Annotated in this window: 14 protein-coding genes; 5 read left to right on the top strand and 9 right to left on the bottom strand. The window is 40.2% G+C overall.

Annotated features, from left to right (window positions below; all coding sequences use genetic code 11):
- Nucleotides 1–75: 75 nt before the first annotated feature.
- Complete coding sequence (locus PSE69_RS09960; RefSeq protein WP_121875093.1) at nucleotides 76–954, bottom strand: EamA family transporter; 879 nt, start codon at nucleotides 952–954, stop codon at nucleotides 76–78.
- 84 nt (nucleotides 955–1,038) lie between these two features.
- Between PSE69_RS09960 and PSE69_RS09955 the strand changes: the two genes are divergently transcribed.
- Nucleotides 1,039–1,524 (top strand): MarR family winged helix-turn-helix transcriptional regulator, encoded by a 486-nt coding sequence (locus PSE69_RS09955; protein WP_004919869.1) that lies wholly within the window; start codon nucleotides 1,039–1,041, stop codon nucleotides 1,522–1,524.
- Nucleotides 1,525–1,586: 62 nt separating this feature from the next.
- Here the strand turns inward: PSE69_RS09955 and PSE69_RS09950 are convergent, their stop codons facing one another.
- The 5 genes from PSE69_RS09950 to PSE69_RS09930 form a co-directional block, all read right to left on the bottom strand.
- Complete coding sequence (locus tag PSE69_RS09950) at nucleotides 1,587–6,527, bottom strand: RHS repeat-associated core domain-containing protein (protein ID WP_121875092.1); 4,941 nt, start codon at nucleotides 6,525–6,527, stop codon at nucleotides 1,587–1,589.
- A gap of 339 nt (nucleotides 6,528–6,866) precedes the next feature.
- A complete protein-coding gene (locus PSE69_RS09945; protein WP_040133138.1) occupies nucleotides 6,867–7,751 on the bottom strand; it encodes a 4Fe-4S binding protein in 885 nt (294 codons plus the stop codon).
- A 383-nt stretch (nucleotides 7,752–8,134) separates the two neighbouring features.
- On the bottom strand, nucleotides 8,135–8,797 hold the full coding sequence (locus PSE69_RS09940) for a CerR family C-terminal domain-containing protein (protein ID WP_121875091.1): 663 nt from the start codon (nucleotides 8,795–8,797) through the stop codon (nucleotides 8,135–8,137).
- 21 nt (nucleotides 8,798–8,818) lie between these two features.
- Nucleotides 8,819–10,084, bottom strand: coding sequence for a M24 family metallopeptidase (locus PSE69_RS09935; RefSeq protein ID WP_121875090.1), 1,266 nt, complete (start codon nucleotides 10,082–10,084; stop codon nucleotides 8,819–8,821).
- Between the two features lie 138 nt (nucleotides 10,085–10,222).
- Nucleotides 10,223–11,419 carry an anthrax toxin-like adenylyl cyclase domain-containing protein gene (locus PSE69_RS09930; protein ID WP_121875089.1) on the bottom strand — a complete coding sequence of 399 codons (1,197 nt, stop codon included), beginning with the start codon at nucleotides 11,417–11,419 and terminating at the stop codon, nucleotides 10,223–10,225.
- Between the two features lie 273 nt (nucleotides 11,420–11,692).
- On the opposite strand from PSE69_RS09930, the gene PSE69_RS09925 reads away from it, so the two are divergent.
- Together PSE69_RS09925 and yghU are read left to right on the top strand one after the other, a co-directional pair.
- Nucleotides 11,693–12,850, top strand: a complete 1,158-nt coding sequence (locus tag PSE69_RS09925; RefSeq protein ID WP_014658368.1) for an iron-containing alcohol dehydrogenase — start codon at nucleotides 11,693–11,695, stop codon at nucleotides 12,848–12,850.
- Between the two features lie 48 nt (nucleotides 12,851–12,898).
- A complete protein-coding gene (yghU, locus tag PSE69_RS09920; RefSeq protein WP_004919841.1) occupies nucleotides 12,899–13,738 on the top strand; it encodes a glutathione-dependent disulfide-bond oxidoreductase in 840 nt (279 codons plus the stop codon).
- A gap of 61 nt (nucleotides 13,739–13,799) precedes the next feature.
- Here the strand turns inward: yghU and PSE69_RS09915 are convergent, their stop codons facing one another.
- Entirely contained in the window at nucleotides 13,800–15,221 is a 1,422-nt protein-coding gene (locus PSE69_RS09915; RefSeq protein WP_004919838.1) for an MFS transporter, read from the bottom strand.
- A 99-nt stretch (nucleotides 15,222–15,320) separates the two neighbouring features.
- On the opposite strand from PSE69_RS09915, the gene PSE69_RS09910 reads away from it, so the two are divergent.
- On the top strand, nucleotides 15,321–16,106 hold the full coding sequence (locus PSE69_RS09910; RefSeq protein WP_014658367.1) for a helix-turn-helix transcriptional regulator: 786 nt from the start codon (nucleotides 15,321–15,323) through the stop codon (nucleotides 16,104–16,106).
- 305 nt (nucleotides 16,107–16,411) lie between these two features.
- Nucleotides 16,412–17,605, top strand: coding sequence for an efflux MFS transporter YdeE (ydeE, locus tag PSE69_RS09905; RefSeq protein ID WP_272675215.1), 1,194 nt, complete (start codon nucleotides 16,412–16,414; stop codon nucleotides 17,603–17,605).
- A gap of 33 nt (nucleotides 17,606–17,638) precedes the next feature.
- Here the strand turns inward: ydeE and PSE69_RS09900 are convergent, their stop codons facing one another.
- Both PSE69_RS09900 and PSE69_RS09895 read right to left on the bottom strand, forming a co-directional pair.
- Nucleotides 17,639–18,790, bottom strand: a complete 1,152-nt coding sequence (locus PSE69_RS09900; protein WP_272675214.1) for an MFS transporter — start codon at nucleotides 18,788–18,790, stop codon at nucleotides 17,639–17,641.
- 237 nt (nucleotides 18,791–19,027) lie between these two features.
- A complete protein-coding gene (locus PSE69_RS09895; protein ID WP_036940254.1) occupies nucleotides 19,028–20,434 on the bottom strand; it encodes an aminotransferase-like domain-containing protein in 1,407 nt (468 codons plus the stop codon).
- Between the last annotated feature and the right edge of the window lie 49 nt (nucleotides 20,435–20,483).

Genomic DNA, 20,483 nt, shown 5'->3' with positions numbered 1-20,483 from the left:
TCAAATAACATTAAAGGGTAAGTTTCATATGCAACTTACCCTTTATGCCACATAGATACTACGTCGTTTAGCTAGTTATGCTAGCTGCTGTAATCTACGCTGTGCTAATCGTTTTTCTGATTGTTGGCTTGTCCATACGCTGCCTAATATCACCACCATACCTAAAAGCTGTAATAAACTTAAGCTCTGATCTAATACTACCCAACCTAATATGACAGCACTAACTGGACTTAAAAACCCTAAAGAAGCGACTGAGCTTGGGCCTAGCAAGGCAAGTCCTCTAAACCATAAAGCATAAGTCAATGCGCCACCAATTAAAGTCAGATAGCTTATCCCTATCATATTAATAACCGTTAATGATGGTAATGAAGGCTCTAACCACAGAGCGAATGGCAATAAAACGATCCCGCCAGCAGTTAATTGCCATGCTGTAAATATCAATGGCGTTACTGGTGGCTGCCAACGACGACTCAGCACGGTACCTGCCGCCATTGAAAAAGCGCCGGCGATACCCGCGATCACTCCCGTTAGATCTAGTGCAGCATTAGGGGTCAATAATAATATTGCAACACCCGCAATCCCTGCAAAAGACGAGGCTATAGACAATGCGGAAAGTGGGCTTTTTAATAACCAATAACTTAAGAATAATACAATCAGTGGTTGTATCGCCCCTACTGTTGCCGCCACGCCTCCGGGTAAACGATAGGCAGCAACAAACAAGAGCCACCAAAACAGCGAGAAGTTTAAAATGCCTAATAGCGTTACTCGTAACCACCAAATCCCTTGAGGTAATTTACGCAGCCAAATCAATAATAGCAATCCCGCAGGTAATGCCCTTAATACTGCTAATGTTAGCGGGAAGCCTGATGGTAACATCTCAGTAGTAATCAAATAGGTACTTCCCCAAACAATCGGCGCTAATGCCGTTAATAACAAAACCGTATATCGGTTCATCATAAAACCCTTCCCATTTATCTTGATATCAAGATAGTTTTAAACTAACTTGACGTCAAGATAAATAGTTGTCATGATTGGCCTATGGATCGTATAGATAAAATCATTCAACAATGGGCACGTGAACGCCCTGATTTAGATATCAGCGCGATGGGGCTGATCGGTCGACTAGGTAATATTGTTCTCCACCTCACCCGTGAAATGGAGAAGGTTTTCGCACAATTTGGCCTTAACCGCTCTAGTTTTGATGTATTAGCGACACTACGTCGCGCGGGTCACCCATACACTCTCTCACCAGGTGATATGTTGGCTACACTGATGGTGACATCTGGCACAATGACCAATCGTATTGATCAACTTGAAAAAGCTGGGTTAGTTAAACGCCATCCCAATCCAGAAGATGGACGCGGCTTTTTGGTGTCATTAACCGATGATGGCTTATCCTTAATTAACCAAGCGATTGAAGCACATGTCGCTAATCAAGCAAGATTAGTGGCGGGGTTGACCACTGACGAACAAAACGCATTAAATCAGCTTCTTAAAGTATTTCTAGTATCTTTAGAAAAATAAAAAAACAGCCAAATAACGACTGTTTTCCTTTATTACTCATCTCTGAAATATTTTCAACCTCACTAAAATGAGGCTCGACGGAAAATATCAAAATCAGGGCGTATTAAACTCAACTGTGTGTTCCCCCTATTTTCAGGGTACAACGTCACATAGCCACTCGCACGCTCCAATTGTACTTTCGCTGTTCCTCCCATTAACTTGTCATTACTAATTTTTTGCTGGCCAATATGGCTATTATTTGTATACATACTGCGCGATGTTGAGGGAACCGCACGCGAAGTTGATGCTTGAGCATACTGCTGGCTTGGCTGTAATGAGCCTAAACTTTCTGCACTTAAACGCCTATTAGCTGAAGGGGGGATCATTTCTACTTCTTGGGATGAAGAGGAAACACCCGAGTGGCTAACTCTAGAAAGCCCGCTATCATGAGAGTGTGCACTATCAGATCCGAAAGAGCCTGCTTGAGCACGATTAGAAGATACAGAAGAGCGTCTTGATGACATTGATGAGATACCACTCTCTGCACTTGTTCCCTCCCCCCCAGCGATAGCGCCGCGCCGCCCCATTCTACGTGCAAAAAAGTCGTGATGCTCTACTTCCGAGGCTCTTCTTAATTGAATTTGACCGTTTCCTACAGAATGTGCTCTATAACGCGGTGCTGGCATAGGCATTCTCTCTAGCCGCCATATAAACATGCCACTTGTCGCTATAACGGAAGTCACTCCAAGTGCAATAGAAGCCCATCCCAAATTTGCTGATGTCCGATTCGATGCTTCAGGTGAATCATCATGGGTCGCTATGCTAGCAATTCCGAGTGCCTCGCCTGCCACAGTTAAAAAAGTAGTACCGGCAAACCAAGCAAATGATGAGGTAATATAAGCAAATGCAATATTCGCCGAAGCAGATGCCAAGTTGGCTAGTATTCCAGTTATAGCAGCCGCCGGTGCTCGCCCCGTAGGATCAGTATAATTAATGGGGTCTCCATTACAGTAAACATAGGGATTGATCCCCCCTTCACCAAATGGGCTTAAACTATCAGGGCAGTTAAAACGCATAATCGTTGGATTATAAGCACGATAGCCATTACCTAAATGATAAACGCCAGTCAGTGGATCTTTTCTTTCACCATTAAAAGCCACATAGGTGTTTTCTTTAATTTCACTATCTCCATAGGGCAAAAATGTATGTGTATCCCCTTCTTCCATTTTCGAATGACGAGACCAACACACACTTTCATTATGACCCGCGGCCATAAAGACCAGTTGATTATCATCAACCACCGCGCAGCACTCATGATCTGACTTAATCAGGCGAATATTTTGCTTTTTGCTTGTATTAATTTCATGAACTAGTTCATCATCACGATAATAGAGATAATAGGTGCCATTATCGTGAGTTTCCTGTTTAACGAGTTGATTAGAGGCATTATAACCATACTTAGCACTCACTAAATCATTGACGCTGACATCCATGAGTCGGTTCAGCATATCGTATTTTAATGTTCTTCCTACTTCATCACATATCATTCTACCGCAAGCATCATATGTAAAAACAGTTGCAGGATAATGAGGGTTAGAGTGAGTGATACGTGTTAATTGAGTTGGATCTAACGTATTTTCATAATGGTAAGTACTGATATTTTCTTGTTGCCCCGAAAATACAGACACAACCTGACGCAAGTTATTCAGTGCATCGTATTCAAAAAATTGTTCGATAACATTCGCTCCCGTGCTATCTTTTGGAAGCTCACTGCCTTGCACAAAATAATTTGTTAAACGATTCCTCACATCATATTGATACTGCTCACTGCGGATTAATCGTGTATTTCGAAATGTGTTTTGAGTTGCGAGTAACCCATTTGCTAACCAACTTTTATTGATAATAAAATGCGTACCATTACTATCAATAATTTCCCGTGTCACTTCCTTATTAAACTCATCATAAGCATATTTAATCTCTACATATTCATCTGCTTTAGTGCTTTTCGCTTTACGGATAGCGGTTCGCCCTAATTCATCATATTCAAAAGTGACGATGATATTTGCATCGATTATGGATTCTATTTGCCCGTCTTTTCGCCATATATACCGAGTTTCATTGTTATCAATATCTGTATATTTGGCGACGGTCCCTAAAACAGTGCGTTCGTATTGTGTTTTTCGCACTTGATCATCAATCAAAAAATACTCTTCTATTAAGTCACCTTGTTGATTTAATTTATTTATATTGAGTGTGCTCTCCGATTTTGCAAAGACTATTTTTTGTGTGGCTACATCGTAATCAAATTGCTGTGTCGTTTCACTCGTCATCACTTTTTTTGTCAGACAATCTAATTCAGGAATATATTCGAAGTGAATTTTTTCTCCCGAAGGCAATATGACTACACTGGGTTCCGGATAAACGTTTTCATATTGAAATTGCGTTGTTCTTCCTCCTACAGTTTGACTTACTAGACGCTCTAAGCCATCAAATTGTTGTTCACCAAGTAACCACGTTTGTTGGGAGCGATCAGTAACGGTTATTGCCGTCACCAGTTCATTCTGGGAATGGGGAGCGTATTGTCGATGGATCACTGTGCCATCTTCATATTTTTGAGTCACGATGCGATTAAAACAATCGTAAGTGTTCTCAATACTGTGCCCTAACTCATCGGTTATTTTTAACAGGCGCCCAAGGGAGTCACTTTTATAATATTTGGCGGCAGCGACCTTCCCATCGATACCTAATAAATATTCAGATTCAATTTGCTGATTTTGTTTATTCAGCGTAATTACCGTTTTCCCGTGGCGGGATGCTGAGGCTACTTCTGTATTGATAGGATATGTTGTTTTGGTTAAGGCGATAGGGTCTATCTTTATCATATCCGTAACGCCGATAGATTGTGTTAATGCGGTAACCTCTCCCCAGCCATCATAGTTTGCCGTCGTTTGATAGATAAATTCGGCTGTATTTAAGCCAGATAAATGGTGATCATATTGCAAATGTTTAACTATTTTACCAAATGCATCATATTGGCAAGATTCTATTTTATGCCACTTTTTACTATCATAAGCATCTAATACATCTGTACGAATTTTCCGCCCTAAACCATCAAAATAGTGCTTAAACTGACTCCCACATTTATCTTTTTCAATGGTGATAACCCCCTCCTCTATTTTTAAATATTTCCAAGAAACTGAGGTTTCATAAGGCGTATTTACTGCCGATTTTTTATAAGATGGGCGTCCTAATTTATCATAGGTATAAATTTGAACGACATTAAGCTGATTTATATCTTCAAGTACAACACCTCGTAATATTGACATCGTTTGAGTGGTGGTGGTAATGATATTATCAAAGCTAATATCTGTATTCTTTTTTATAATAGTATCGCCATTTAATTGATAATCAAATTGCTGATAGGATGTGAAATGTTGTGAATTTTCACCCAAAGTATATTGAGTACTTCTAATTAATGATGGCGTACCATATCCTAGGCGTTTAGCATCTTGAAAATAGCTGAAAGAGAGACTCTTAAATAGTATTTCATCTGAATAAAATAGTTGTTTTGCGATTACTGCAATAGAGGTATTCGCCAAATTTTCATATCTATAATAGATTTTATTAATCGGCTCATTATGCTTTCTGTTTAATGGGTAAGTGATTTTTTCTTTCATATACCGAATAAACCCATTAACTTCGGCAGGACAATCCTCCTCCCCTTCGGCTTTATACCATGTTGTGACCACTCGAGTGCCATCGGGTGTTACTTGTAAAGTTTGATTGCCTTGTTCATCAAATTCATATTCGCTAATCTCTTTTCTTTGGTTACCCTCGTTATCAGTGATCGTGATAACCTGTTTTTTCATTAATTGGAACTGTTCAGGCTGAAAATGAATAGGCGTATATTTTTGAGCATAATATTCTATTTCATTTTTTGTTTTACAGCCATCTCGCTCTATTTCCTCACTAATTTGCAGATGATAATTATTAAATACACGAGTGGTTTTAATTTCACTGCTGCCATCAGAAATTGTTTCTGTAGAGCTATAAGTATAGTCTGTTAAAAGTTTATAAATATAATCACTATCACTCGTCCAATCACCAAAGTCGCCATTAAAACCTAAAAAATTATGCTCGCTATATTTGTAGCGTTTAACCGTTTTTTGCTGCCCAAAACCTGGATTAATGATATATGATGTAACAACCGGTAACCGCCCTGTTTTACCCGAGCTACTTGGGAAACGAAAACCAAACAGCTCACTGTACTCGACCTGCTCAGTCAGTCCTGTAGGATAAATAATTTGCGTTAGATAATGCTTATTGCTTTCAGTTAATGCCTCATAGCCAAAACGCCAATAAATAAACGCATTATCTGCATATTCACAAGCAATATAGTTAAGTTGCTCATGATTAATTAATGAAAATTTTATTAAGTACTCATCATTGGTTTCTGGAAAAACACGAATGCTAACATAATGCGAGTAGTTTATTTCACAAAGTGTTTGAAATTCGTCTTTAACCCTTTTTAATAATGGGTATTCACCACTCCATGACCATGATAAGGATAATTCACGGCCTAATTCTGACATAATCTTTGTGGTAACATAATAATCCTCACCGATAAGAGTGAGGCTCTCAGATTTCCCATCCTTCCAAATAACAGTATAACCATCATGACTATTGGTATTATTTGTATATTTTAATATAAAGTGTTTAAGCCTTTTATTTATAACATTTACTGTTCCTGGTGTTATTTTATAACTTTCGCCACTACTTAGCTCTAATGTATTATTACGCAAACAGAGCATCGTTATCCCTATTGAAAACCCTCTTCCAAAACCATAGTTAGCATCTTGCAGTGGCGAATAGGATACAGATAGAGCAAGATCCGGCCCAGAACGCTGATTAGCAATAATATTAACGAAAGGTATGCTGACAAGAAACTGTCCTGTTCTGACATCAACATTTGTCTTTAACTTCCCTAAGAAATTACCCGACTCGCTGCTGAATTGAGTACTCATAGTTCCCCTTTAATAAAAAATAGAAAAGTAGCACTAAATTTAGTTAGAATGATATTTAATGTTTAAAATCAAATAGCAAACATGATAATATCCATTTTCTCTTATCATGATAATCAGCGACTCAATTTAAAGTAAAAAATAAAAAACAACACAAAATATTAATTTTGTCTTGGTGCTATCTTATCTATTTTAAATTCAGACTTAATGCCAGCAATCAATAGGGTTGAATACTTACTAGGGGGAATAGCAAACTTCCTTATTCATCACCTATCGAATAAAGAAGTTTTCATAATAGATCACTAATCAAGAAAAAATAAAAAAGCACGTTTCGCTTTTTTATTATAACCATCCCTGCTTCTGATGCTGTGCGCAAATCGGGCATAAATGCGCGTTGGGCTGCCAAGACAAGAAAGCCAATCGACATTTTTCGCACTGAGCATCATAGTAGTGATATACCGTAGGCTGGTTATTTTTGGCGACTTGGGATTTGACTTCAATTGATTTTGGAAAACACACCACTTGGCAGCTCATGCAGCCAGTACAACGTTTTTCATCAAAGATAAATTGATTTTCTTCAATAAGGATCGCTTGTTCATCGCAAACTTTGGCACACGCACCACATAAAATACAGCTTGAGACATCAAGTTCAATATGGAACCAACTGTCTTGCGGATAGAGTTGTTTGCGGGCATTTAAACCCGTTCTCACTTGCCCTTTATTTAATGGATTCTCATCCAGTTTTTGACGAAAGAATAAGGAGCGACGGCCACTATCAATTTCTGGTGGTTGTGTTACTACCAATTGCCAAATAGGCTCTTGCAACGTTTTTAGCTGAATATTAAGCGCCGCCAGCACCGGCAACCATTTTTCTACCAGTGGCTCCGCAATTTCTACCCCATTTATCTGGTATTGCTTATGCCAAACTAATAACTCTTCCACACTTGCCAAAGGCTCATCGTGGCTAATAACCAGATGATTGTTATGATAAGTACGTTCATGCGGTGAGATATTTTCGATTGCATCGACAGGACATGAAAACAAACAGTTCCCACATTGGTAACAAAGCTGGTTATCGATAGTTGCATTCATCGTCTCAAAAGAGATAGCCCCTACAGGGCAAACTTGTGAACAACTATCACAGACACTATTTTTGAGGCGTTTCCTCACACATTTATCATTGATAATGGGTTCAGGAGGAAGATCCATCCTAATAAAATGCCTCATACAACCAAACTCCATGATGTAACGATAAAATATAAAACGACTGAATACCCTCAGTAACCGAGTTAAAAAATCGCTTTCTTCTCGTAATATGAGCGAATGCGACTTAAGCTGAGGACTTTATTATACCTACTAATCAGAATTTAGGGGAATTATAGTAGGTAAATGATTGATCATGGACAGGTAACAATAACCTCGATTATTGACTATAACCTAACGGTCACCATTTTGTAACCTAATACGATACAAGTAGACTATCAAACTATATACTCATCAATACTAACGTTTACTTATTGAACATATAAATGCTTAGGCTCTACCATTTTTGCACTATAAGAACAGCCATTATATATCCTAAATTTATCCCTATCGCCCTGAATGACAGGTTAATCACTAAGTAGCGCTCGACTAGCCAATAAACCTATTTGCTGCAAAATATCATCAAGCAATGACTGAGTAATTTGGGATTGATTAAGTCTTTTTAATAACGGTTTTTTAGCGACGACAAAACCCAATACCTGCCCAATAAGTGCATGTGCACGAATAATTGCGGTTTGTTCATCAACTTGATTGATAAACTGAATCAAACTTGATAAATGCATATGGAAAGGCTCGATGAAATCACGATAAATAATTTCGTAATTTTCTGTCGGCTCAAGCTGTTCTCTTAAGATCAATACAGAGTAATAATTGTGTTCTGGGAGCAGCAGAGCATGCCCAAGGCCCCCCATTAACATATGAAGTAATGTTTTAGCCCGTTCCGTCTGTATAGGACGTTGCGCCGTCAGCTCTGCAAAAGTACGGTCAAATTCATGAGTATTGCTAGCGGCCGCGAGGTCATTGGCAATTTTTTGAATAACAGCGGAATAGACGCCCAGCTTTCCTCCCATATGATAAGGAATGGCTGATTGGTTGACCCCGGCATTATCTGCTAATTGTCGGGTTCTCACTCCAGCAATTCCATGAAGAGCAAATAATTTGATCCCTTCGTTTATCAATTTTTCTTTTGTTGACTCAGATGAAAGCGTGTTTTTATTGGTCTCTGTCATATCCCGCTGTGGCCCTATGGGTTAAATATCGGCTCGCATCAAATAGGTGGAATTTTTGTTCAATTCGATCCCTTTTTCTTTGCCAACGACAACTGTTCCGCCTAGATTACATAAATGATAACCAAACGCACAATTAGGTTCAAACGCAAACGTCATACCTGCTTTTAGCACTAACTCTCTGCCTGGGTTGGGTAATCTCTCCAATTGACGATATTTTTGTGCAATCGGCAATGATTCAATACCGGGTGCAGTACCAAAACCAATTGGCCCGTAAGGGTTAATACTGTGGATCAGAGGATGCACATGCCAACCTTTTGATCTTAATAATGGTTGCTCCATTTTATCGACAACTTCGCCGAAGGTGACCCCTTCTTTTAGATATTCGACGCCAATTTCATAACATTCCCGTGAAATTTCAGCCGCTTTTTCAATATTTGGATGTACCTTACCTACTGCGACAGCAGCTTGGTGCTGTGTCTCATACATACCATATAATGCAAATATCTCAGTTAATACAATATCACCTTCTTGAATTTCACGAGGCTTTTGCGAACGGTATTGCCACCCAGGTTGCCCCCAACCGATATATTCAGGACCTGAGCCCATTAATATTTCCGCGGTGAATCCTCCCATAGACAAACATGTAGAGGTTACTGCCGCAGCGATATCGGCTTCCGTATTACCTGGAATAGCGGTTGCTCGCATGGCCTCGCTCATAGCTTCACCGATCATGGCCGCATGCTTAATATGCTCAAGTTCTTCTTCACTTTTAACGGAAGCGAGCTGGAAAAACTGTTTATATACCGGAACAAAATTGACATTTGGCAATCTTTTTTTAATTCCTGTTAAGGTGTTAAACGGCATTGCACCATCAAAATAAAAAGGGGGATATGGTTCCAAACCGATTACGCCTATATTTGCACGAGAAGATACACCTAAATCAATTAATACTTGTGCAATGTTATGCCCTGTTTTGCCAACAACGATTTGTTCAGGCGCAATCCACTGCATATCACCACGCATGGCAGCTTGCATATGATCAGCAACCATCATAGGTGCAAACGTGACAACGACAGGCGCTTTATCAAGGTGGAATAAAACCACCGACCCTAATCGGTCATTGGTAAAGTAATGATCGATGCAAAATGGGGCTGGTGCAGCAGACTCTCTGTCACCATATACCATTAATACTTCTAGATCATTGGCTTGCATAATTTGGCGCGCAAGCCCCCACCTTCTATCACGCTCATTAATTGTAAATGCGTTTGGGATCACTCTATTTTTCATAATAACCTCATTTAATTCATTTGAATGAATTAAATATAGATCGAAATTTGCTCTCCTGTCAAAAATATTTTCACCATCTTATACAATGAACGAGATAAATGACTCTAACTTTCTGTTTAAACTAACTTAAATTAACATTTAAAAATGTGTTATTTTTGAGTTTAAACTGACTGTCGACAACCTCCGTTTCGCATATTCAAAACTTGGCCGCCTGATCGTGGGTAACTCTTTTTCCCATAACGGGTTAGTTTTAATGTGATACCCCTCCGCTTTAGACGTTGTTATCAACTCAACTAATTCTTCTTTATTCGTTATGATGCATAACTCATCAAAACGCCCTATCTTTTTGGGTAAAGCAAACGTTGCTGGAAAATTAGCATCTAAATCCGTCACTGGACTTGTTGCATCAACACTGTGATGCACGACTTTCTCTGCCTCACCCACTAATGCGCGATTAATTAAAGAAATCATCTCTCTCACTCGTGGTGATGCATTACCAATTTCACTGTCTTCATTTTGATAAAAATGGTTTTCATCTCTATAAGCTTGGCTCAAATTTGCATCTGTTGGTAAGCGTTGATACTTTTCAACACGTTGGCGATATACCGAATGGGCAACATCGGGTACAGGGAGCATATCTTGATGACCAAAATCTCTCATGTGTGGGCCAATTAACAATAAATCATAATCAGCAGCGATAGGTAGGCAACTATCAATAGGTGCTAATACTTGAAGATATTTTTTCTCAAAATAAATTCGGTACTTTTGTTGCTGAGGCTCCCATTTGGCCTCAAATTGATAACTTTTCAAACTAGGCCCTTTCGCGGTAAATTGTTTGACCCCTTGTGAATTTTCTAAACTAAGGTTATCAATCGCTCCCATTTGCAGTAAGGTGTGTAATCGCTCCTCTGTTATTTCAAGAGGAATCGGCCGAGCATGACCTTTTTCAATACAACGACGAATAAAACCGTTATATTTATCAATGAGATCTTCAGATTTGTTTTCTAATTTACTAAAACGCTGATCGACACAAATCAACCCTGCCTGAGCCCCCCATGAAGCACTTTTACCTTTGATATGAAAGTTTTTTGTCGGGTAGCCCGCCGCAATTAAATCTGTCGCAAAGCGGTCTACAGGCCGAACGCCTATAATGCTATCTTGCTCCTTAGCAACTTGTTGCAATGGGAGCAAATGGCTTGATACCAATCCAGTATTTTGGCTAATACACTCGGTTAACTGCGCTATAGAATGCGTTGTTTTTTGCTCGGTAGACTCATTTGCAGCTTGAAGAGGCTCATAACCGATTTTGTTGTAGCTCTTATGTGTTTGTATCATTACTTTTCCTTACTTATTTATTCCTAATTCCCTCCCTTCTATCAAACTTTTCACCTCATTTCTTTAATAAAACAATGCTTGACATTTGATTTCAAAATCAATTATTTAATTGTTTAAAATGACATATAGAGATAATACAAAGCCAAATTATGCATGTATAATATAGTTATGTTAGTTAATGTATTCTCATTATCTCGTCGTCCTTTACCGCGCTTGTCAGCACCATATGACAAGCAAAGAACGTCTCTTTCAATTCTGAAATAAGGTCTATATATGAACAATTTCGAATTTTATAACCCAACATGTATTGTATTTGGTAAAGGGAAAATTGCTGAATTGAATAGATTGGTCCCCAAAGAGGCTAAAGTTCTAATTCTTTTTGGTGGTGAAAGCGCACGTAAAACAGGAACATTAGACGAAGTAGAACAAGCATTGGGTGAGCGTGAAGTTGGTCTATTCGGCGGTATTGAGGCGAACCCTCGCTATGAAACTTTAATCAAAGCGGTAGATAAAATTCACCAAGAAGGCTACAACTATCTGCTCGCAGTTGGTGGTGGCTCAGTCATTGATGGCACCAAATTTGTTGCTGCGGCAGTTAATTTTGAGGGTGACCTCTGGGAAATTTTGACCAGTGGTGGAACCAAAGTAACATCCGCCTTACCCTTTGGCACCGTATTGACGCTCCCTGCCACAGGCTCCGAAATGAATAAAGGCTCAGTGATCACCCGTGAAGCGACGCAATCTAAACGCGCCTTTATGCATGACAGCCTCTATCCACAATTTTCTATTTTAGATCCTGTAAAAACCTTTACGCTGCCACCACGTCAAATCAGCAATGGTGTTGTTGACGCGTTTGTTCATGTAATGGAACAATATTTAACTTATCCTACTCATGCTTATGTACAAGATGCATTTGCAGAAGGTTTATTAAAAACGCTAATTGATATTGGGCCAAAAGCGTTAGCTACTCCGCATGACTATGATTTACGTGCAAGCTTAATGTGGACCGCCACTTTGGCACTAAATGGCCTTATCGGCGCGGGTGTACCACAAGACTGGTCGACACATATGTTAGGCCATGAGATTACAGCGCTATACGGCTTAGATCATGCTCAAACGCTAGCGATAGTCTTACCTTCTATGTTGAAGGAAAAATTACCGCAGAAACAAGCTAAACTGGTTCAATATGCTCAGCAAGTATGGGGGATCAACGAAGGGTCTGAGGAGCAAAAAGCTCTGCAAGCTATTGAGCTAACAAGAGCGTTTTTTGAGCGCATGGATGTCAAAACGCGTTTTAGCGATTATAACCTCAATGAAGACGTGATTGATCCTCTTATCGAAAGTTTGACCCAAAATGGAATGACGGCACTGGGTGAGCATCATGATATTACGCCTGAAGTCAGTCGCCGAGTTTATGTAGCATCTCTATAATAAACCCCGCTCCCACCCTTGTGGTGGGATCACTAACTGGAGGTAAAAATGGATAATTCAACTTATACCCCACCGAAAGTCTGGCAATGGGAACAAGGTAATGGTGGACAGTTTGCAAATATCAATCGACCAGTATCAGGTGCGACGCATGAAAAAGAGCTACCGATTGGTAAACATCCCCTACAGCTTTACTCTTTAGGAACACCTAACGGGCAAAAAGTCACCATCATGTTAGAGGAATTACTCGAGCTGGGTATAAAAGAAGCCGAATATGATGCTTGGCTGATCAATATCAGAGAAGGTGATCAATTTAGCTCAGGTTTTGTCGAAATTAACCCTAACTCTAAAATTCCAGCATTAGTTGACCGAAGTGGCGAAAAACCTATCCGTGTTTTTGAGTCCGGTTCAATTTTGACTTATTTAGCTGAAAAATTTTCAGCATTCCTACCAACCACCCAACCGGAAAGAGCAGAAACCCTCTCTTGGCTCTTTTGGCAAATGGGTTCAGCGCCTTTTGTTGGCGGTGGATTTGGTCATTTTTACACCTATGCACCAGAAAAATTTGAATACCCCATCAATCGATTTGCGATGGAAACCAAGCGTCAACTTGATGTATTAGACCAGCGTTTAGCCAATAACCACTATATTGCAGGCGAACACTACTCTATTGCGGATATGGCAATCTGGCCATGGTATGGCGCGTTAGTCAAAGGTTGGTTATATGATGCTGATGAATTCCTCAGTACTCACGAATATCAACACCTAAACCGTTGGGCTGACGAAATTTATGCACGCCCAGCGGTACAACGAGGGCGTCGAGTTAACCGTTTACATGGCGACCCCGCACAACAAGTCCGCGAACGCCATGATGCAAGTGATCTTCGATAGCGCGCTTTAACCTGTATGACTTTATTAAGAGCCTTATGCGATTTGTATAAGGCTCTTTTATTTATATGCAGGATGAAATGGTCAGCGTGGGCGTTCGGCGAGTGATCATTAGCAATAAAATTGCAGAGCATATCGCCATGCAAAAGTTAAAACCTAACCCGAAACTGACCGCATTTTTAAGTTGTTCAAAGGGAAATTGAGCCGAAAAGTGAGTTAATCCGTACTGCATCATCACAGAAACCATAGTGGCACCTATCGCGGCTCCGACTTGCTGCAATGTTGCAGTAAAGCCTGAAGCTTGCCCCGCTATCTGAACACTCACTTTAGCAAGAACTAAATTTAGCATCGGTGTCATGATCATACCTTGTGTAAACCCCACAAGGAATAAAACCGGCGTCAACCATAGTGCTGAGCTATTCGATGAAAACCAATATAGCATCACAAGTAACAGCATATAGCTTAAGCCATAAAATAGCGCGCCCCAAAATATTGTTCTTTCACCATAGCGATTAACCCAAAGAGGGGTGATTACCGATGAAATTACAAATCCAATGCTAGAAGGTACAAAAATCATACCTGACAAAAACGCGCTTAAGCCGATCCCTTTTTGCAGTAATAGAGATAACATTAAAGGGAAAGCGGAAGATGTTGCATAAACACTCATTACTACCAGTAATCCAATAACAAAGGGGCGATTACGCAGAATTTGCATACTGAATAATGGCGCTTTTCCTTGTTTCTCTAATCGGATTTCATAATAAGCAAAGATGGCCAACAGTAAGACCCCACTGCTGAGTAATAGGCTACTTGTATTTAACCAACCCCATACGGGTAACATAAGCAATGGCAATAAAACACAGCAGATCCCTAAACCTGATAATATGACGCCACACCAATCAAGATTAATGCGGCATTTTTCTCCTTCGAGTAAAAAACGCGATAATGCGATAGCCAGTATGCCTATCGGTAAATTCACTAAAAAAATTGTCCGCCAACTCAAGTTAAATAGATCTAACGTGATCAGCCACCCTCCTAAAGCTTGCCCAGCAATAGCAGCGAGTCCTAAGCTCATTCCCAAATAGCCAAATGCTTTTTTCGCCTGTAACGGATTAAAATTGACACGGAGACTGGCATACACTTGGGGAAACAGTAATGCAGCAGATAGCCCTTGAAAAAATCTTGCGACCACCAGCAAGGTTGCTGTCGGTGCGAATGCACAAAATAAAGATGTGAGCGTAAAGCATGCCATACCCACGCGGTATAAGCATTTTTTACCGTAAATGTCTCCTAACCGACCTCCTGTAATGAGTAATAAACCAAAGGCTAATTCATAACCGACTATAATTAATGTTAGCTCAGTCAAATTGGCATTTAACGAATGCTGAATAGTCACAATGGCAACATTAACCACAAATAGATCAAAAATTGTTACGAACCCCGCCAATATTAATACAAAAAGAGCGATATGCTGATGTCGATTCATGATGTTCTCATTTATCTAGCCGAATAAAATGAGGACTATAAAGAATCCGTTATCATGGTACAATTTAACCATTTATACTATTACTAAAGGCAATAGGCTATGAAAGCGATGCAACGAATGCGCCCTGAGCTGGCTGAGTTTTTAAAGCAAAAACGGGAAAGTATTTCACCAGAAGAAGTCGGCCTACCGCGAACGACAAGGCGCAGGACTCCGGGGCTTCGTCGTGAAGAAGTTGCTGCTTTAGCTGGGGTTGGTTTGACTTGGTACACATGGCTTGAACAAGGTCGTGATATTGGTGTTTCGACGCAATTCCTTGATAATTTATCAGCCGCGTTACATTTAAATAGCGCTGAGCGTCAACACCTTTATTTGTTAACCCATAACCGCGAGCCGATAGCAACAGGTAATACCGAGCATCGTGTTCCTTCGGCTATTTCCCGCATGATCAGCGATTTTCCTGATCATTATCTCTGCTATGTGCTCAACTTGCACTGGGATGTGCTTGCTTATAATACTCGTGCCGATCACTATTTTCATTTTTCGGATGCGCAACCGTATTATTGCAATTTCCTCTATCTTCTATTTATGGATCCTCGCTACCAAGAACGCTTCGTTAATTGGCAACTTGTTGCCCAACAACTACTGGCCAGTTTTCGCCGTGATTATGCTCGCACCAAGAATAACCCCAATATTAAAAAAATGATTAACGCCCTGCTGGAACAATCAACTTTATTTAGCCAACTTTGGCATAAGCATGAAATTTACCAACCTTGTACAGGTATTCGTGAAATTGCTTATCAAGGTAAAGTGGAAAATTATGATTACTCTTCTTTGACATTTGATATTGAAAAAGGTAATCGGTTATTAGTCTACATTCCGAAATAACCTGATTGTTGTGAAATTATTGAAGCCGCTTTTCTGTATCATGTCAGTGATGACGCTGGGCGATACTGTAACATAGGCTTAAAGCCAAAAATAATAGTGTAATCCTCTATAAAGGTACTGCTATTCCTTCTATTGCCTATTTAAAAAACCCTAATCCTAGATAAGAGTTATCCAATATCTTGTTTTTATCTTTTTCAGCCTTTGTACTGACTCAGCCATTCCCTGTTATCACAAAATTCGGTAATTTATCTATTTAACAGAGAGTGCTACAACTCAATAACAATTATAACGTTAGGTCGTGGGTCATGTTGTCTAAATCAAATATTTCAAATAGCGCTTTACTCTGCTCTTCATTGCTATTAACCATTGGACGTGGAGCAACCTTGCCATTTATGGCGATTTACCTGACACGAGAATACCAAATGGCTATTGATATTGTGGGGATTGCAATGTCTCTTGCCTTAACTATCGGTGTCTTATTTAGTATGGGCTTTGGTATTTTGGCAGATAAAGTCGATAAGAAACGCTGTATGCTAATCGCTATTATTGCGTTTATTTTGGGCTTTATTGCAATTCCACTCTCAAGTCATGCCGTGCTTGTGGTTATTTTCTTCTCGTTAATAAATTGCTCTTATTCCGTCTTTTCAACCGTACTAAAAGGTTATTTTTCAGATACTCTTCCTCTTTCTATTAAAGCAAAGGTATTTTCCCTTAATTACACATTTTTGAATATCGGTTGGATCATCGGCCCGCCTCTTGGAACATGGTTATTGATGTATAACATCAATCTGCCATTTTGGTTAGCGGCAATTTCAGCGTCAATACCCGTTTTCTTTATTCAACACTTTGTACAAAGTGTGAAACCTGCTCCCCACCAAGAAGGCCAAAAGCGCTTATGGAACCCCGCTGCGATGCTACATGACAGAGCATTAGCATGGTTTATTTTGTCCACTTTTCTTGGCTCGCTGGTATTTGGCACCTTCACAACGTGGATATCTCAATATGTTATTACTGTATCCAACAGCGAGTTTGCACAAGCCGTCATCGGGGTCGTGCTTCCCATGAATGCAGTGGTTGTGGTTACTTTGCAATATATGGTAGGTAAACGCCTTACACCAGATAACCTTAAGCGTTATATGACGTTAGGTACTCTCTTTTTTGTCGGTGGCCTTGCCACATTTATGGAAGCTGACGAAAACTTATACTTATGGGCGCTAGGATCCTTTATTTTTACTCTCGGTGAGCTGATCTATGCGCCCGGTGAGTACATGTTGATTGATAATATTGCGCCGGAAGGCATGAAATCGAGCTATTTTTCGGCTCAAGCCCTTGGCTTGCTTGGCGGTGCATTCAACCCGATGCTTACAGGGGTCGTGCTCACAGAGCTTCCCCCTAAAGCCATTTTTATTATTTTAATGTTCTTCACGGTATTAGCTTGGATGAGCATGCTCAAAGGTATGAACGTCAGCAAACAACGACAAATCTTACAAACTCAGTAGGTACGAAGGGGGAAGCCAACTCGCGCTTCCCCATTATTGACTCGACCGAATATCTAATACACTCAACACAATGGCAATGGTCAGCATTAGCATAATGATCACACTCATGGTAACTAGCCCATGGTAGCTCAATACCCATGATAAAAGTGGCAGCATAGAAAACAGTACAATGTTATTAAAACTTTCCGAAACGGCTAATACTTGACCTTTGTTTTCGCCACTGCGCATCGCAACCATGGTGGTACTCAATGGCGCAGCCATCCCCAAAAAACCGCCCCAAATAACTAAACATGCTGTGTGTACCACCAGTGGAACATACGCTAAAACAAATGTGAGTACCGCCACTGCCATCAGAGAGATGACTAATAACAATCGTTGGCTATCATTTGATAAAAAATGATTGAGCCGACCAACTAATAGATTTCCGATAAATAACCCCACTCCAAACGCAGCAACGACAACACCGATTAGCGCGCTATCAATTGAAAATTTCAGTCTAAGTACTTCTCCTGACAATAAGAAAACACTGACCGCAGTGCCATTCCATATTACTTTAGCACTAATAAAACGAACTATTTTTATATCCTGTAGCCACTGGAATCCCCCTTGTTTTCTCACGTCTTGATGAGGCTTTGAAGGTGGCAATATTTTACAGACACAAAACCATACGATAAGACTTCCTACTGTTGTCATAATAAAGGGCGCGTACCATGTTAAATACTCTGTTAATACGCCTGCTAACACAGGCCCTGATACGATCCCTATCGTCATACCAACCATCACCATCCCCATCGCTGTAGATTGCTGACGCGCTGGGAAGATATCTGCAATTAAAGCAAAAATGGTGGGTACTATCGCCGCCGACGCTAAGCCACCACAAATACGGAAGAACATTGCGATAGTGAAGTTCGGAGAAACAATGATAGCCAGGCTATCTATCGCAAATAGAAACATGGCTACTAACAATAACTTTCGCCGATCGATGCGATCAGAAAAAAAACCTATCACTGGTGCTGTAACCGCATAAGTCAGCGCATAAGCTGAAATTAGCCATGATGCTTGTGCGCTACTGACCGAAAAAACCTCAGCCAGCGGTGTTAATGTTGCAGATAACATAAATTCAGTAGTACCCACTAGGTAAACCGCCGTAGCAAGTACCCATAATAAGTAACGATATGGTTGCATAATAATTCTCTTGAATAATAGACAGCCCTTCCGTAAACACAAGGTCACAGATAGGTGTTAAGGGCGATGGGGAATAAAATTAAAATGGGTTAAAACAAGAAGTTAAAAAGTGGTATCAGGAAATAAGATATGAATGTTTGAAGCTAACTAGATGTTTAGATCTTATAAAACATCGATGCGCTCGTCAAGAGGCATTATGGTGCCCTTTCATCAATAAAAACACCATAATACCTTTAATTATAAACGGGTTAATTTTAATGTTTCCCCCAATATCTTTATTCCATTAAGACGCCTTGGGATCAACGGCAATGCGTAGTTAATACGTAAATGATGTGTAAAGCATCCATCAGATGAAAAGTGCTCTCCTGTTAGCACAATCACTTTATTGCGCTGTAAAACATCCATTAATTTACGGTTATCCACCGGAGGATGCTCAACCCATAATGAAAAGCCCCCTTGTGGTCGAGAAATCCGTGTCATTGGCGGAAAGTGACTTTCCACTAGTTCTCGATACTGGCATTGCAGCTCACTATAATGTTGGCGCATAGCGCGTAGATGTGGGAAATAGTGCCCATCACGTAAAAAGTTAGCCATAACTTGCTGCATAAATATTTCTCCCGAACAGTGAGACAAATATTTTAAGTGCATGACTTTTTCTTTATATTTTCCGGGTATCACCCATCCTGTTCGCACCCCTGGGGCGATTGTTTTAGAAAATGAACTACAAAGGATCACCTGCCCATCACTATCCAATGATTGGATCGTCGATGGGCGCGGATATTCATACGCTAATCCCGCAAGAATGTCATTTTCAATGATCGTCACGCCATATTGAGTTGCCAGTTGCAATAGCTGCTGCTTATGTGTTTCAGGCATGGAGCAGCCCATAGGGTTATTGCAAGTCGGTGTTACCACAATAGCTTTTACTGACCAACGATGAAAAGCCTCTTGTACCCGTTCTAATTTGATCCCTGTCTGTGGATCTGTTGGGATTTCAATAATTCTTCTGCCTAATCCATACAGTGTCTGCAATAAACCAGGAAATGTCGGTGATTCTACCGCTATCACATCATCGCCTTGCGTCGATGCTTGAATAGACAGCGATAATGCTTGATGACCACTTGTCGTCGTCACGATATCGTCAGGCGTAAACAGGGTTTTATGATCAGAAATATGATGAATTTGCTCACGCAATGCTGGCAATCCTTGTAAGCAATCATACTCTAACATTAAGCGATTTTTACGACGGCTGAGCATATTCATTTCTTGCCACAGCGGCTCTAATGTTTTGTTATCGATATTCGGAACCGCGCAAGATAATGAAGTGATATTATCGCGCTCTTCTACGCGTAAAAAATCAATAGTTGGGTTCCATTGAGCGATATGTACTGGTTTTTGTATGTAGTTTACCGCCTTAGGCAGTAGAGCCTCGGTTTTGTTTGGAATAACAAAATAGCCTGATTTAGGTACCGCATAGATCAGTTGCATTTTTTCTAGCTCACGATAAGCAAGTTGCGCTGTTGTTAAGCTGACCTCATGTTCACGCCCTATCTCCCTCACTGAAGGAAGTTTTTCACCACTTAAAAAGTCTCCTCGATGAATTTTTTCCTGTAATGTCTGCGCGATCTGTTTGTACAGTAACATCATTCAGCCCTTAACCGTTTGCATATCGCATTAATGTAATACAAAACTA

This window comes from Providencia sp. PROV122 (genome assembly GCF_028482365.1).
In the GTDB taxonomy this organism is placed as follows: Bacteria; Pseudomonadota; Gammaproteobacteria; order Enterobacterales; family Enterobacteriaceae; genus Providencia; species Providencia stuartii.
This window is presented reverse-complemented; position numbering and strand designations above follow the sequence as displayed.

What these genes read in the sequence shown, in the direction of transcription:
- PSE69_RS09940 (WP_121875091.1), bottom strand. Translation starts at nt 8,797, where the DNA reads ATGACAGAGACCAATAAAAACACGCTTTCATCTGAGTCAACAAAAGAA.
- PSE69_RS09955 (WP_004919869.1), top strand. Translation starts at nt 1,039, where the DNA reads ATGGATCGTATAGATAAAATCATTCAACAATGGGCACGTGAACGCCCT.
- PSE69_RS09925 (WP_014658368.1), top strand. Translation starts at nt 11,693, where the DNA reads ATGAACAATTTCGAATTTTATAACCCAACATGTATTGTATTTGGTAAA.
- PSE69_RS09930 (WP_121875089.1), bottom strand. Translation starts at nt 11,419, where the DNA reads ATGATACAAACACATAAGAGCTACAACAAAATCGGTTATGAGCCTCTT.
- PSE69_RS09900 (WP_272675214.1), bottom strand. Translation starts at nt 18,790, where the DNA reads ATGCAACCATATCGTTACTTATTATGGGTACTTGCTACGGCGGTTTAC.
- PSE69_RS09945 (WP_040133138.1), bottom strand. Translation starts at nt 7,751, where the DNA reads ATGAGGCATTTTATTAGGATGGATCTTCCTCCTGAACCCATTATCAAT.
- PSE69_RS09910 (WP_014658367.1), top strand. Translation starts at nt 15,321, where the DNA reads ATGAAAGCGATGCAACGAATGCGCCCTGAGCTGGCTGAGTTTTTAAAG.
- PSE69_RS09895 (WP_036940254.1), bottom strand. Translation starts at nt 20,434, where the DNA reads ATGTTACTGTACAAACAGATCGCGCAGACATTACAGGAAAAAATTCAT.
- PSE69_RS09915 (WP_004919838.1), bottom strand. Translation starts at nt 15,221, where the DNA reads ATGAATCGACATCAGCATATCGCTCTTTTTGTATTAATATTGGCGGGG.
- PSE69_RS09950 (WP_121875092.1), bottom strand. Translation starts at nt 6,527, where the DNA reads ATGAGTACTCAATTCAGCAGCGAGTCGGGTAATTTCTTAGGGAAGTTA.
- ydeE (WP_272675215.1), top strand. Translation starts at nt 16,412, where the DNA reads ATGTTGTCTAAATCAAATATTTCAAATAGCGCTTTACTCTGCTCTTCA.
- PSE69_RS09935 (WP_121875090.1), bottom strand. Translation starts at nt 10,084, where the DNA reads ATGAAAAATAGAGTGATCCCAAACGCATTTACAATTAATGAGCGTGAT.
- PSE69_RS09960 (WP_121875093.1), bottom strand. Translation starts at nt 954, where the DNA reads ATGAACCGATATACGGTTTTGTTATTAACGGCATTAGCGCCGATTGTT.
- yghU (WP_004919841.1), top strand. Translation starts at nt 12,899, where the DNA reads ATGGATAATTCAACTTATACCCCACCGAAAGTCTGGCAATGGGAACAA.